Annotated in this window: 13 protein-coding genes; 2 read left to right on the top strand and 11 right to left on the bottom strand. The window is 41.0% G+C overall.

All coding sequences use genetic code 11. The annotated features are described in order from the left end of the window. Positions 1-54: 54 nt before the first annotated feature. From FSB73_RS03960 to FSB73_RS03945, 4 genes are all read right to left on the bottom strand, one after another. Positions 55-738 carry an HD domain-containing protein gene (locus tag FSB73_RS03960; RefSeq protein ID WP_146780222.1) on the bottom strand — a complete coding sequence of 228 codons (684 nt, stop codon included), beginning with the start codon at positions 736-738 and terminating at the stop codon, positions 55-57. Between the two features lie 100 nt (positions 739-838). Continuing rightward, positions 839-1960 (bottom strand): glutamine-hydrolyzing carbamoyl-phosphate synthase small subunit, encoded by a 1122-nt coding sequence (gene carA, locus FSB73_RS03955; RefSeq protein ID WP_146780221.1) that lies wholly within the window; start codon positions 1958-1960, stop codon positions 839-841. A 154-nt stretch (positions 1961-2114) separates the two neighbouring features. Then, entirely contained in the window at positions 2115-2504 is a 390-nt protein-coding gene (locus FSB73_RS03950) for a DUF1573 domain-containing protein (protein ID WP_146780220.1), read from the bottom strand. 205 nt (positions 2505-2709) lie between these two features. Further along, entirely contained in the window at positions 2710-3123 is a 414-nt protein-coding gene (locus FSB73_RS03945) for a DUF1573 domain-containing protein (RefSeq protein WP_146780219.1), read from the bottom strand. A 96-nt stretch (positions 3124-3219) separates the two neighbouring features. Between FSB73_RS03945 and FSB73_RS03940 the strand changes: the two genes are divergently transcribed. Next, positions 3220-4335 carry a hypothetical protein gene (locus tag FSB73_RS03940; RefSeq protein ID WP_146780218.1) on the top strand — a complete coding sequence of 372 codons (1116 nt, stop codon included), beginning with the start codon at positions 3220-3222 and terminating at the stop codon, positions 4333-4335. A gap of 38 nt (positions 4336-4373) precedes the next feature. Here FSB73_RS03940 and FSB73_RS03935 read toward each other — a convergent pair whose 3' ends face one another. The 3 genes from FSB73_RS03935 to FSB73_RS03925 all read right to left on the bottom strand — a co-directional run bounded on the left by FSB73_RS03935 (position 4374) and on the right by FSB73_RS03925 (position 7465). Continuing rightward, positions 4374-5489 carry an ImmA/IrrE family metallo-endopeptidase gene (locus FSB73_RS03935; protein WP_146780217.1) on the bottom strand — a complete coding sequence of 372 codons (1116 nt, stop codon included), beginning with the start codon at positions 5487-5489 and terminating at the stop codon, positions 4374-4376. A 16-nt stretch (positions 5490-5505) separates the two neighbouring features. After that, a complete protein-coding gene (locus FSB73_RS03930; protein WP_146780216.1) occupies positions 5506-5838 on the bottom strand; it encodes a type II toxin-antitoxin system RelE/ParE family toxin in 333 nt (110 codons plus the stop codon). Positions 5839-6325: 487 nt separating this feature from the next. Continuing rightward, complete coding sequence (locus FSB73_RS03925) at positions 6326-7465, bottom strand: DUF3810 domain-containing protein (RefSeq protein ID WP_146780215.1); 1140 nt, start codon at positions 7463-7465, stop codon at positions 6326-6328. 156 nt (positions 7466-7621) lie between these two features. On the opposite strand from FSB73_RS03925, the gene FSB73_RS03920 reads away from it, so the two are divergent. Next, positions 7622-10264 (top strand): MGH1-like glycoside hydrolase domain-containing protein, encoded by a 2643-nt coding sequence (locus FSB73_RS03920; protein ID WP_146780214.1) that lies wholly within the window; start codon positions 7622-7624, stop codon positions 10262-10264. A gap of 56 nt (positions 10265-10320) precedes the next feature. On the opposite strand, the gene FSB73_RS03915 is transcribed toward FSB73_RS03920, so the two are convergent. The 4 genes from FSB73_RS03915 to FSB73_RS03900 all read right to left on the bottom strand — a co-directional run bounded on the left by FSB73_RS03915 (position 10321) and on the right by FSB73_RS03900 (position 13988). After that, positions 10321-11775, bottom strand: a complete 1455-nt coding sequence (locus FSB73_RS03915) for an FtsX-like permease family protein (RefSeq protein WP_317132861.1) — start codon at positions 11773-11775, stop codon at positions 10321-10323. A 17-nt stretch (positions 11776-11792) separates the two neighbouring features. Then, positions 11793-12719: an ABC transporter permease gene (locus FSB73_RS03910; RefSeq protein ID WP_158639405.1), complete on the bottom strand. Its 927-nt coding sequence runs from the start codon at positions 12717-12719 to the stop codon at positions 11793-11795. A gap of 196 nt (positions 12720-12915) precedes the next feature. Further along, complete coding sequence (locus FSB73_RS03905; RefSeq protein ID WP_146780211.1) at positions 12916-13236, bottom strand: helix-turn-helix domain-containing protein; 321 nt, start codon at positions 13234-13236, stop codon at positions 12916-12918. 92 nt (positions 13237-13328) lie between these two features. Then, complete coding sequence (locus FSB73_RS03900) at positions 13329-13988, bottom strand: MarC family protein (protein WP_158639404.1); 660 nt, start codon at positions 13986-13988, stop codon at positions 13329-13331. Between the last annotated feature and the right edge of the window lies 1 nt (position 13989).

Genomic DNA, 13989 nt, shown 5'->3' with positions numbered 1-13989 from the left:
TCTCTGCCAGTGGTAATTAGAAAGCAGCGGTTAAAGGCAAAAGCTAAAACCGACCTACTTAACTTCACTAAATCCCTCAAATCCTACTTCCTGAAAAAACTGTTCTAAGAATCCAAGCATATACTGATGGCGATCTTCCGCCAGCCTTCTTCCGGTATCCGTATGCATCAAATCCTTTAATTTGAGCAGCTTCTCATAAAAATGATTGATCGTAGGTGCTGTACTGGACTTATAAGCTTCCTTTGTCGGGTACTCAACTGGTGGGATTTCCGGATCAAACAGCTTGCGGTTTTTAAAACCGCCATAATTAAATGCCCGGGCGATGCCGATGGCGCCAATGGCGTCCAACCTATCCGCATCCCGGACAATGGCCAGCTCTGGTGAATAAAAACTACTTACCTGGCCTCCCTTATAGGAAATATGAGCGACGATGTTTACGACAGCTTCTGTCAAATCTTCTAAGGCACCCTCTGCTATAAGGAATCCACGGGCAGTTTCAGGGCCGATTGTTTCATCGCCGCCATGAAACTTACTGTCTGCAATATCGTGTAGTAATGCACCCAGCAGAACGATTTCTTTATTGCAAGGTTCCGTAGTAGCAATATTATTGGCATTGACAACAACACGCCTAATATGCTGCCAGTCATGGCCGCCTTCGGCACTTTCAAGAGAAATCCTGGCAAAGTCTGCGGCTTTTTGAACCAGCGCTGTGTGCTGAATAATTTGACTGAACTCCATTGGATCAAAAATTATCAGGTTTTTGAGTAAAAAAGCCGGATCAAAAATTATTTGATCCGGCAGTAGCTTATTGATTGAACAATTTATTTTATAACCAATATCAGGCGGTTGCTTCAGCTGGCTTAAATGATTGCATGGCATTTATAAAATCATCAAACAGATAACGGCTGTCATGAGGGCCAGGCGTCGCCTCAGGATGGTATTGCACACTGAATACTGGTCTGCCAATCATCCTGAACCCTTCAATAGATCCGTCATTTAGATTGATATGGGTAACTTCGAGTGCTTTGTTTTCCTTTATTTTTTCTGCATCCACTGCAAAACCATGATTTTGGGTGCTGATTTCGCTAAGTCCGGTAATGGTATTTCTGACCGGATGATTCAATCCTCTGTGACCAGCGTGCATTTTGTAGGTAGGTACACCATTAGCCAAAGCCAGTAGCTGGTGGCCCATACAGATACCAAAAACAGGCATCTGTTCATTTAGGATGGATTTTACGATCTCAACGCCGTAGGCAGTGGCTGCCGGATCACCAGGGCCATTAGACAGGAAATAACCGGTTGGATTAAATTCTTTTAGTCTTTCCAAAGATGTATGTGCGGGGTGCACTCTGACAAAAGCGCCCCTGTCGGTTAAATTCTTCAGGATATTTCTTTTGATCCCAAAATCAAGTACCGCTACTCTTAATGCTGCATTTGGGTCACCCAATTCATATTCTTCTTTTGTGGTTACTTCAGAAGTTAAATCCAAGCCTTCCATATCCGGGACGGCTGCCAGTTGTTTTTGCAGCTGTTCAATATTATCATTATCAGAGGAGATCAGACAATTCATTGCTCCTTTATTGCGGATATGGGTAACCAGGGCACGTGTATCGATATCTGCGATGGAGACAATGTTATTCAAAACAAGGTATTCCTCCAGTGATTTATCTGCCTGGTAACGGGAATAATTGTTTTCCAGGTTACGGCCGATCAGGCCCTTAATCTTAACGGTATCACTTTCCACATCCTCGGCTTTGGTACCATAATTACCAATGTGGACATTATTCATGATCAGAATCTGACCATAATAACTGGGATCGGTAAATACTTCCTGATAACCAGTCATACCTGTGTTGAAACAGATCTCGCCTGTTGCAGTACCAATTTTACCAAAAGCTTTTCCATGAAAAATCGTTCCGTCAGCTAATAATAATAGAGCGGGTTGAGAAGTTGAAGACATGCTTATAAATTTCGTTTTGCAAAAAAACATCATTTTGAGGACTTATCATGCATTTTCTCTCCAAAATCCATTTAAGGAAGACACAAAAAAATACCGGGCACTGATTATCAGTCCTCCGGTATTTTACAAACGAATTTTCGTTAGTTGTTCAGCCTTACTTTACGGTACCATCAATAACCAGTAATACCGGACGGTCATATCCCGCAAATTTTACCGTTACCATTTTAGTAAATACGCCGTTTGCCTCGGCATTAAATGTCACGGCAATGGTTCCGGTTTTGCCCGGAAGTACTGGTTGTTTAGGGTAGGTAGGTGTTGTACAGCCACAGGAAGCAACAGCCGTTTCAATAATCAAGGGCTTTTTGCCCACATTATCAAAGGTGAATTTAGTTGTAACAGGTTTGCCTTGTGTAATATCTCCAAAATGATGCTTTAACTCATTAAACTTGGCTTCTTTAACCGCTGTCTGTTTTGTTGTGTCTTGGGCCAAACAGAAGGTTACGCCTACCAGTAATAAAAATGCCAGCGACAATAGTTTTTTCATTTTTTTAGTTTTAGATGGGATGTTTTATATTTAAATTAGTATAAATTATTGATTATAAATTAAATGCGAAAACTGGATACCGATTACTTAGATAATATAGCTTAAGTAAGGTTTAATGGCTGATCCAAACTGTTTTGCCACATTGTTAACTATAAAGCCCTGAATATCCACAGCAGTGGTAGTTGATCGCCCAATTTAGAATCGTTTATTGTTTTAAGACGCCTTTGCCCCTGAATCTGAGAATGGTCACAAATTGACCGGCCGGCGCCTGAAATAGTACGCTCAGGGTTTTATTAAAATTGCCATCTGCGTGCCCATTAAAACCCACTTTCATGGCAATAGTATCACCGGGCGCATAGACACCTTTTGTGTAAACAGGTGTGGTGCAGCCACAACTGACAACAATATTTGTGAGTCTAAGCGTATCTTGACTGATATTGACCATTTTAATGGGATATTCTACGGGCGTGCCATAGGTAATATCGCCAAAATTGTGGTCGGGGTCATCGGTTTTGATATATTTATACCCATCTATGGGGGGCGCATGTTTGATTTGCTGGGCGCTGACCGATACAGCCACACCAAGGATCATGATCAGCAAACCTAGAGATCTTTTCATTAATAATCATTTTGTTAAGTGAATCCAAAAGTAGGGTTTGAAACCCAACTGAAAAAATAGCCCTTGAAATTTAAATGGATATTTAACTTTGCACCCATGAAAACCGCACTTGTCTTATTTCACCGGGATACACTAGAGAAATTTCCATATCTGCATTACATATATAATGCCATTATTGAGTTGTATCAACCCAAAGGCAACTGTAAGGTAATAGGTTTTCAGGAGGTTAGTTATCAAAAAATAGCTGCCGAGACCAACCTCTCCCTACTGCTTATTGAACTGCCTCAGGCCTACAGCATCAAAAAAGGCCTGTGGGAAAAGGTGAACTTCCCAGCTTTGGTAAGACAACTACTTCCACAAAGTATTTATTACCTTGGCCAGGATCTGCCCGTTTTAAAAAATCCAAAAGGTGCAACTCAGTGGCGCTTTGTGGCAGCGCTCAATAATTTGCAGCTACCCGCTGATGCTAAAGCAGCCCAGATTAAAAAGCAGCAAAAAAATCTTTCTGAATTGGCTATGGCAGATAAGATTATCAGTTATAGCGACTTGGCTGTTGAGGCAATAAAAACGATATCTGCTAAGCAACCGCTCTTGAGTGTCAGCAGCTGGATTCCCTTTCCTGAAATCAAGTGGCTGGATCCTGATTTGTATACCGACGAACGGATGGAGCAATTTAAACAGCAACATACCGGTGATGCAGCTTATTTTCTGCTTGATGGTCGTGGTCGTGAAGAGCCGACCATTATTGAATATTTGAAGGCTTTCTCCCATTTTAAAAAGTGGCAAAGAAGTTCCATGCAACTGGCATTATTAATATCAGCGTCCTTAAATCAAAGTGCTGATTTTCAAGAAAAGATCGATACCTATTTTTATAAGCAGGATGTGCATTTGCTTACTGATCTGGATACAAAAAACTTATATGGCTGGATCCGGTCGGCTTATGCAGTGGTGACGCCTGATTTTCAGGACAGGTGCCTGGATATTCAGCTGGCTGCTGCTTGTCTGGAGACCTTGATTGTGGCGCCAGATACACCCGCATCAAGAGAATTGTTACCAGGAGCACGTTTTGATCTGGCGGCTACCGATAAGGAGTCTATAGGGCAGGTGCTGATTTCCTGCTATAAATCAGAAATTCTACGTGCCCGCCATATCAGGGCAGGACAGGCGTGTAGAGAAAAATGGCCAGCCATTAAGTCGCCAATAGAAGTATAATGATATTTTTTAAAATAATGGCGCACAATGCAACAGGGCTAATGAAGAGCTGGATTAGTGATCATATTTACCAAAGAAATTCTCTCCTTGAAGCCATTTCCAAATGAATGAGCAATTATTTTAAGATTCTGAAGACGACTTATTACGATTGCAGGATGCGTTTTATATTTTATAGCTATATCCTTAATTGCATTTTCTGTGATTTTTTTAGGCAAGTCTTTTGTAAAATTAGCTGGGAGCAACCATTTTTCAGCAAACAAATTAGCTTGCTGTTCCTTTTCAATATTGAATTTTGATGTATTAATTTCCTCTAAATTTATATATTTTTTCCCATGAAGTAAAATATGGCCTGCTTCATGAAAAAAAGTGAACCAAAACTTATCATTACTCTTATACCGGTCTGTTAATTGAATAAGAGGATTCGAACCTATCCATCTGCTTGCTCCGCTTATAGGAGCTTTGGGTAAATTGGGTGTGTATACAACAGCAACACCAGCTCCAGCTGCTATTTCCTTTAATTTAAGCGCAAAATCTGCAGGGGATTCTTTAACCAATACCCGAATTTTCTCTAGCGCAAATTTAAAATCATTTTTATTGTACTTCGGTAAATCCAATTTTCTGAAGCCTATTTCTCCTAGACGAAGCCATGTTGCTATACTGGCAGTAGAGGTTTTATAGGAACTACTTTTTCTAAAATCCGTAAGTGCAAACTCTTTTACATATATGTTTTGCCATTGTTGTGGAGAGGCTACACTATAAAATTGCAATAATTCTTTTATCATTTTAGCATCTTTATTTCCATTTTTCAAATATCCATATCTTATTAATTCTTTTATGGGATGTTGTTTGACCCATTGGATATTTTCCAACATGGTTGCCTCCTGCTGAATTCTATACAACTTCTCCCTGTAAAGCATTTCTCTATTTAGCCAAAAATGAGCAGGCATCGCTAGTACTAATTCTAATTTAAAGGCAGTGTTAGTGGTAATTGGCTCCTTTCCAGAAATGATATCATTGACTTTTGAGGGCGTTTTACCGATTCTGTCGGCAAGCTCAACTTGACTCATATTTAAACTGTCTAATATTTCGCTTATCGTATCTCCGGGCGGGGAGAGGAATTCAATTTCATTCTGTAGTTTTTGTTTCGTTGTCATATATTTTTTATCTTAATTAGTGATAATCAATGATGTTTATAATTTCAATTTCTGTGATTTGCTCTAAATCAATTGCCCCATTTGGTAAAAGAGGTATTGGGGTATTGTGGATTCTAAAAGTCAAGCGTAAGTTACCTGATATCTGAATGGCCCATTGGCCCTTTTTATTACCTATTAACAAATGGCAATTTGCCCCCTGCAATAAGACTAAAGTTGCTAGATTCCGTGATGCACGAATGTCGTCCAATCTTTTGGAAATTCTTTTTGCATTAGTGCCAAAGGCTTTTTTTAATGTGTTTAAATTTTCAAGTTCTTTTTGTAATTTCTTGGTGGCAAAAAATATTTCCATGGCAAATATATAATATTATTACTGAAAAAGGGTAATTAAAATGCAAAGATAGGTAAAAAAACGCAATTATAAAAATATTAGTAATTTTTGAATAAAATTGTAGTTTTGTTTTATTTTAGTTCGACCCAAATGAAAGCTTTATAATTGTTAAGGTGCTGCTTATCAGATGTGATGGTAAGCGAAAAATTCAAGGGTGGGGAAGGTTGATACGAAGAAAAATAGCTTAATTTTCGTTTCTAAACCATGCCAAGAAAGAGGATTTTGGTCTCATTCATTATCAGAAATGGTTGGATTGTTAGCCATGAGCAAAGGTGGTTGACCGATTTAAAATATAAAGGTAGTAAATACACCTATGGACCGTTTTAGCTTTTAGTAGTCAAAAGTAGGAAGGACCTCCTTTTGAGGAGAGGAGAGGTGAGCACAGATTGACTTCTGTTATTATTAATTAATTTTTGAGATTATTTCCATTTATTTATCCAGAACCAGTCTATTTTTTAAATTTCTTTTGATAGGCCAATAACCAGGCTGTCACCTGATCATAGGTGTCCAGTCCTTGTGGCTGTTGGTTGGCCTTTAGAAAGAGTCCGTAGATTTTCGTGGTAAACCTGCCAATAGGATTTTCGTGGGCCTCAAAAAATGCCTGTAAATGAGTCAGATCTTGCTTGACCAGTGTATCCAACTGTTTGTAATTACTTCTGGCCATATTAGAATCCCGATACCAAAGTTCACTATTGGCATACCGAAAGAGCTCCAGATGAGTCGAATACTGAAATAAAGGGTCCGGACTGGCGGTGGCCGCCAGAAAACCAACAAAATTGGCTTCATCTTCTGAAGCGTACCCTAATTGATGCGCCATTTCATGGCAGGTTACATAAGGCAGTAAAATGCCAGGAAGCGCCGTATTGACCTGGGCTTCTCCTGTAAAAGGATTGTAATAGCCTGTATATTGCAGGTAACCTCCCAGTGCATTGTAGATGGGGACTTTAATGCTGCGATGCCGGTATGCGAGAAATGAATATTTTTTGTCTATTTGCTGATAGGCCTGTACGGCGCCATTAAAAAGGGTTTTGGCATTGGGTAGTTCAATGGGGCTGCCGAGCCTGCGCCGGTCCTGATTGGTCTTTTTGAGTAGATTTTGCGTGAGTGACTGCAGCTCCTCGGTGTTATAATCCTTAGTGACGCTTAGCCCTAGTTGGTTCGCAATGCCCAGCCGGCTGTAATTCAGGCCCCAGAAAAGATAAAAAAGTGCATAAATAATCCCTCCGGTCCAAAGCACTGTATATAGAGATTTAAAACCGTACGGTTTGGACCATCTTCTTTTCACCAGGATCCTGATAAAGCGGATGAGTCGCCAAAGCATAAAAATGCCCAGAAGGGTATATAGTAAGTCCCCCAGGCTAAAAGGCAGCCAGCCAAAGCTGATTCTAAGCCCGCCTGCAATAACAGGATAAAGCCCTAGCGCATAATAATGTTCAATGAACGCAGGAAACCTGGATAACATCGAGAGTAGTATACAAAACAGCAATAACGCAATTAGACATTTACCGGACCTTGTTTTAAGATAAGGGCGCTGATCTTTTCCAGATTTGCGCATTTTCGCCTTTTGTGTACGTTTCTTTGCTTGCATTTGGGCCACAAATTAAGATAAATCAGGCATTTTTTTAGTATGTGGCAGGTGTTCCTATTCAAACAGTTGTTGGCTATTTGTGCAAAATTGGACCACCAAAAGCCAGCAATAGTGGCTATCTTCGCCCCTGAATAAATAGAAGAAAACATTATTACAATGACCGCTGAGCAGCAAAGATTATTATCAAACGCCAAAACAGAGGTGCCGCTAGAAAAATGGGGACCTTATTTGGCAGAGAGACAATGGGGAACAGTTAGAGAGGATTACAGTGAAAACGGGGACGCCTGGAACTATTTTCCCTTTTCACATGCTGATAGCAGGGCATACAGGTGGGGTGAGGATGGCATTGCCGGTATTTCTGATATGTTCCAGAATCTATGCTTTGCTATAGGTCTTTGGAACGGGGTGGATGGTATATTAAAAGAAAGACTATTTGGACTGGGCAATTATGATGGCAATCACGGCGAAGACGTAAAAGAGCTTTATTATTACCTGGATAATATTCCTTCCCATTATTTTATGCGGTATTTATATAAATACCCGCAGGCCGCTTTTCCCTATGATCAGTTACTGGAAGAAAATAAAAAGCGTACTGCGCTGGATGAAGAGTATGAGATCCTGGATACCGGGGTCTTTAATGATAATAATTATTTTGATGTAGATATCTGTTATGCTAAATACGACAAAACAGATATCGGTATTAGAATTACCGTTAAAAATCGCTCAAAGAACACTGCCCCTTTAACCATTTTGCCAACACTTTGGTTTTATAACCGGTGGCAGAGTGAGCCAGGAAGTATAAAGCCTTCTATGTCAATGGAAAAGACAGGTGTTGTAAAGGCTACCCATGAGAGACTGGGAGATTATTATTTATACTATCCAGCGGCTGATGAACAGTATTTTACAGAAAATGAAACCAATTTTGAGAAGCTCTTTGGTAAACCCAATCAAACAGCTTTTACCAAAGATGCCATCCAGGAAGCCGTCATCCATGGCACGGATAAAGCCGAACTCGCAGCGCAGATTTCCGGTACTAAATTTTCCCCGGTTTATCACTGGACACTAGCGCCGGCAGAAGAACGTGTACTGTTTCTTAGGTTGTCCAGTAAAGCCATGGAAGATCCCTTTGAACAAGGCGCCAGTTATATATTTAAGTTAAGAGAACAAGAGGCAGACGCTTTTTACCAGGCCGTACTACCCAAAGACCTGTCTAAGGATGCGATCAATATCCAGCGCCAGGCCTTTGCCGGACTGCTCTGGAATAAACAATATTATCATTATGATATAGAAAAATGGATCCAGTTTGGTGACGGGATTGCGCATAATAACGAAGTCCGCGCTCATGGCAGGAACTGGGACTGGCAACATATTAAAAATCAGGATATCATCCTGATGCCTGATAAATGGGAATATCCCTGGTATGCCGCCTGGGATCTGGCCTTTCAGTGTATTGCACTGGCCAGAATAGACGTCGTATTTGCCAAGCATCAGCTCTCCCTTATCATGCGGGAATGGTATATGAAACCAGACGGGCAGCTTCCGGCCTATGAATGGAGCTTCAGCGATGTGAATCCGCCACTGCAGGCCTGGTCTGCTCTGGAAATCTATCAGATTGAAAAAAAACAAAAGGGTAGTGGTCCGGGGGATATTAATTTTCTGAAAAAAGTCTTCCATAAATTACTGATCAATTTTACCTGGTGGATCAACAGAAAGGATCCCAATGGGAAAAATATATTTGAAGGCGGCTTTTTGGGCCTTGATAATATCGGCGCCTTTAACCGCAATATGCCCCTGCACAGTGAAATGAAACTAGAGCAGGCAGATGGAACCAGCTGGATGGGGATGTATGCCTTAAATATGATGGACATTGCCCTGGAAATATCCTTATATGACCCCTCCTTTGAAGATACGGCTACCAAGTTCTTTGAGCATTTTGTATTAATTGCAGAATCGCTGAATGAACTAGGCTTGTGGAATGAGGAAGACCGGTTCTATTATGACGTCTTAGCCTCCAAAAGTGGTGATCCCTTGCATCTGAGGATTCAGAGCATTGTCGGGCTTACCACGCTATTTGCGGCTTCCGTGATCCGAAAACCGGCACTCAAAAACCTGAAAGATTTTACCAAACGGATCTCCTGGTTTGAAACCTATAGAAAGGAAAATGGTAAATTCTGGCCCAATGAGGAAAAACAAGGTAGTGACAAGATTCTGATCTCACTAATACCCAAAGAAAGGCTGGTGTTTTTACTGGAGCGCATCTTAAGTGAAACGGAGTTTTTAAGTGAGGGCGGAATCAGAGGTCTCTCAAAATACCACAAGGATCACCCTTATGAAGTGACCGTAAATGGTGTTGTTTATAGGATTCAATACGACCCGGGGGATGCGACTTCTGACTTTTTTGGCGGTAACAGCAACTGGCGCGGCCCGATCTGGATACCGATTAACTATTTACTCATTCGCAGCATCCTGCAATATGGCCGGTTCTATCAAGACAGCCTGAAGGTAGAATATCCAACCGGATCCGGCCATCAGTTAAACCTTTTGGAAGTTGCTACAGAGCTTACAAAAAGAGTCATCAGCCTTTTTGTAAGAGACGAAAACGGTCGTAGAAAATTAAATGGCAGTCAATATGACTGGTTTTATGACAGGCCTGAAAATAATGACCTGGTACTCTTCTATGAATATTTTAATGGCGATACCGGCAGGGGGCTTGGCGCCAGTCACCAGACTGGCTGGACAGCCCTTGTAGCGGAACTGATTAGTGAAATCCATAAAAAACTGCCGGCAGAAGAGAAATAATCTTTAAACCGGCAGTCTAAGGGGCTTACCGGATTTACCGGATTTGTTGCTCACGGTTATTCATTTTTCAGGCTCTTGACAGGATTTGTAATGGCACTTTGCCTGGTCTGTAAATAAACCGTTATAAAGGCTAGTAAAATCACCAGGATATCCGGGATAATAAATAGTTCCACAGATAGCGGGATCCGATAAAGCATCGTCTGCAAAAACTTCCGGGCGGCAATAATGGTCAAAGGTGTTGCAATGATAAACGCTATTAATACCAGCTTCAGGTAATCTGTTGTCAGTAGCCTTGTAATACTGCTAACAGTGGCGCCGTAGACCTTACGGATCCCAATTTCTTTTTTGCGCCGCTCAGATGAGAGTACAGAAAGACCATAAAGCCCCATAAATGAAATTAAAATAGTAATCAGACCACCAAAAAATAATATTTGACGCCATTTTTCAATATCACTGTACTGGAGTTTATTGGAGGCCTGAACAAAATTATAACTATAGGGTGACATCGGATAAACCTGCTGATATGCCTTTTTGATAAAGGCCAGGGCCTGCGTGGTATTACCTGGTTTGATTTTAATATAAAAGCCGTTTAAGTCCTGGACATCCTGCCACTTAAATAACTGAGGTTCGATGTTTTCATTCATGGAACCGTAATGATAATTTTTAACAACGCCTATGATCTCTGCTGTCTTATTATTTTCCGTTGTAAAGGTGATTTTTTGCCCAAGCGGATCCGTCCAGCCGGCCTTTTTGACAAAGGCTTCATTGACCAGGACTTTATCCACAGAGTCTGAGGCATTTGTCATGGAAAAATTCCGGCCTTGTACCATGGGGATCTTTAATTCCGTCAGGTAATTGGGCGTAATTAAGTCCTTTCTGAAATTGATGATTTCTCCGCTGGTGATTTTGCCAATGGTAGAGTTATTGCCTGCATTTTTTGCGGCCACTTCCTGGATATTTGGATTTTCAGCTAATAGCTTAGTGAAAAGCTGCCCCTTTGAATGATTATCATATTGCTCGATGAGCACCAGATTACTGTCGTCATAACCCAGATTGGCACTTGTGATGTATTTAAACTGTTGGTATAGTACAAAGGTCAGTGCAACCAAACAAGTGGCTAGCACAAATTGCAGGACAACCAGGCTTTTCTGCAAATAGTTTTTGCCAGCCACCTGAAAGCGGTTATAGAGAATCTTAGTGGGCTCATAGCGGGTGAGCACCATTGCCGGGTAAAACCCGGCAATAAAACTGGTCAATAAAAAAAGTGCAATTAGCTCCGCTGTTAGTTTCCCGTCAAATAGATAACTGAGCGATAAGGACTTGTTAGACAGCGAATTAAATAAAGGAAGTGTCGCCTTTGTCAGGATAAGTGCCAGCGTAAAAGCAATGAGACACAGCAAAATGGATTCCCCCATAAACTGCGCTGTGAGTTGCTTTTTAGTACTGCCAACGACCTTGCGGATACCAATTTCTTTGGCTCTTTTGATGGACCTGGCTACTGTAAGATTAATAAAATTGATACAGGCGATCAGCAGGATAAAAAGTGCAATGGCCCCATGATATAGGCATTTGTGATGTTGCCAGTGGCTACTATGCCATTGCCAGAGTGGACATCTTTGTCCAGATGCATCCGCTCAAGCGGTTGCAGTTGGTAAATAGGTAAGGATATGGAATTTTCCGGTATCCCGAATTTTTGCAGCATCGCATGAAAAGTGCCACTGGCATCTTTTTGAAAATACTTTTGCATCTGGTGCTCTACCTGGGTGGCATTGGCATTTTTATCCAGCAGGACAAATGTATTTAAGTAATGGCTGAACCAATTTTCATCATTTTGTTCATCGGCCTTACTGGCCCTGAAAAGGGCCAGGGCTGGGAAGCGAATGGAAGAATTCTCCGGACAATTTTTTGCAACAGCTGTCACAGTGTACGGTACAAAAGCACTATCCTGCTTTAGCTGAATGGTTTTACCGATAATATCTGTAGAACCAAATTGCCGGATGGCCTCATCTTTAGACAGAACAATGGAATAAGGATCTTTTAGACAAGTGGCTGGGTCCCCTGCAATAAGTGGGAAGCTAAAGACCTGGAAAAAGTTGCTGTCTGTTCTAAAAAGTCTTAAAGGTTCTACGTCTGTGCCCCTTTTGATATTGGTGCCGGCTTGTTGATAGCGAATAAATGCCTTAATACCCGGTACATTCTGCTCAAACCTGGGGCCTTCCAAGGTACCAGTGATACTACTTTGTCCAGTTTCCCCATTTACAGTTGACTTTGAATTGATTCGATAGATTTGCTGCCCCTTTTCATGAAACCTGTCAAAGCTCAACTCATCTTTGACAAATAACAGGATCAGGATACTGCAGGTAAGCCCAAGGCTGAGCCCGATGATATTAATCAAGGAGAAGGTCTTGGCACGTTTTAGATTCCGCCAGGCAACTTTTAGGTAATGCTTCCACATCGCGTTTTGGATTATTTTGTAATCAAAAAAGTAAAAAAAAGAAAATGCGTATTGCATTTTCTTTTAAACGATTTTGATGCCACTTATGTAACTATAAGATAAATAATAAGTTAGAGTTTTTGTTCTGGCTAACTGTTCGTTTTCGGACAATTATTGTAACGAATGTGAACATCATAAATTGTCCTGAGGCCTTGTCTTACCATGACCAATCTGCACCTGTATTTGATTGATTTTTATTCCTGGCAGCGCTGTTACGCATTTTTTCATCTGCTTTTGCCAATAACATGGGACTGATTACAGGCTCATATCTAAACTCCGCAAATACGTACAGTAAGTCAAGCATACGCAATATTTTTATCAGATTAATCAGGCTGAGTGTTGAGCGATTCATGGCTGCCCGCTCAGATAGTTCGGCTTGTGTCAGGTTTTGTTCTGCTCTTTTTTGTTTAATAAAAGTGCCAATATCCTTTATAATGGCCGCGTCACTAATGGCTGGATTGTATGAAAAATCATTCATAGAGGCGAAATTTGTGCAATAATGAATGATTTGTCATTCATTAAATTTTTTTAGGCATGCAAAGTGCTGATCAATCCGAATAAAACAATCCATTATTTCATTTTCAGCAGGTGCTGGATACCCTCCCAGAGAATCTGAAGTCCTACGCACATGACCAAAAAGGCACTAATACGGTTGACTACCTGCTGGCCACGTTTACCAATGCGTTTAAATAAAAATAAGGTATTGATCAGGCAAATGTAGATTAACAGCACCATCATGATAATTCCCACAATCAAAGAGCCGGTATTAAACAGATACTGTTGCCAGTTTTGATTGGCACTGGAGGCGCTTAGTGTCAGTAATACGGAAATTGTACCGGCACCTGACAGCATGGGAAAAGCAATCGGATAGAAAAGAATATTTTCGACTTCCTTGTATTTATCCTCTGGCTGGGTAAAGGTTTCAGGGCCTTTACTGGTTTCTTTTTTAGAAATCAGCAGATTCCAACCCATATTAAAGATAATAATCCCACCGGCAATCTGCACTATGGGTAGTGATAGCCCGAATAATTTCATGATCCAGCTACCAAGGATAACGGATACGACACAAATAGTCAGACTATAAAAAGATATTTTTCTGGCGGCAATCAATCGCTGCTTTTTGGTCAGACCGCTTAACAGCGGATCTATCATAAAGGAGCTACCCACCGGATTCACCGCCGGGAATAAGGTGATAAAAGTAATAAAGGCCAGATGTAAAAACGCGGACATT

Source organism: Arachidicoccus ginsenosidivorans, from assembly GCF_007971385.1.
Classification (GTDB): domain Bacteria; phylum Bacteroidota; class Bacteroidia; order Chitinophagales; family Chitinophagaceae; genus Arachidicoccus; species Arachidicoccus ginsenosidivorans.
This window is presented reverse-complemented; position numbering and strand designations above follow the sequence as displayed.

Bases quoted from the DNA above. Each gene is read 5' to 3' on its own strand.
- FSB73_RS03960 (WP_146780222.1), bottom strand. From the start codon at position 738: ATGGAGTTCAGTCAAATTATTCAGCACACAGCGCTGGTTCAAAAAGCC.
- carA (WP_146780221.1), bottom strand. From the start codon at position 1,960: ATGTCTTCAACTTCTCAACCCGCTCTATTATTATTAGCTGACGGAACG.
- FSB73_RS03950 (WP_146780220.1), bottom strand. From the start codon at position 2,504: ATGAAAAAACTATTGTCGCTGGCATTTTTATTACTGGTAGGCGTAACC.
- FSB73_RS03945 (WP_146780219.1), bottom strand. From the start codon at position 3,123: ATGAAAAGATCTCTAGGTTTGCTGATCATGATCCTTGGTGTGGCTGTA.
- FSB73_RS03940 (WP_146780218.1), top strand. From the start codon at position 3,220: ATGAAAACCGCACTTGTCTTATTTCACCGGGATACACTAGAGAAATTT.
- FSB73_RS03935 (WP_146780217.1), bottom strand. From the start codon at position 5,489: ATGACAACGAAACAAAAACTACAGAATGAAATTGAATTCCTCTCCCCG.
- FSB73_RS03930 (WP_146780216.1), bottom strand. From the start codon at position 5,838: ATGGAAATATTTTTTGCCACCAAGAAATTACAAAAAGAACTTGAAAAT.
- FSB73_RS03925 (WP_146780215.1), bottom strand. From the start codon at position 7,465: ATGCAAGCAAAGAAACGTACACAAAAGGCGAAAATGCGCAAATCTGGA.
- FSB73_RS03920 (WP_146780214.1), top strand. From the start codon at position 7,622: ATGACCGCTGAGCAGCAAAGATTATTATCAAACGCCAAAACAGAGGTG.
- FSB73_RS03910 (WP_158639405.1), bottom strand. From the start codon at position 12,719: ATGTGGAAGCATTACCTAAAAGTTGCCTGGCGGAATCTAAAACGTGCC.
- FSB73_RS03905 (WP_146780211.1), bottom strand. From the start codon at position 13,236: ATGAATGATTTTTCATACAATCCAGCCATTAGTGACGCGGCCATTATA.
- FSB73_RS03900 (WP_158639404.1), bottom strand. From the start codon at position 13,988: ATGTCCGCGTTTTTACATCTGGCCTTTATTACTTTTATCACCTTATTC.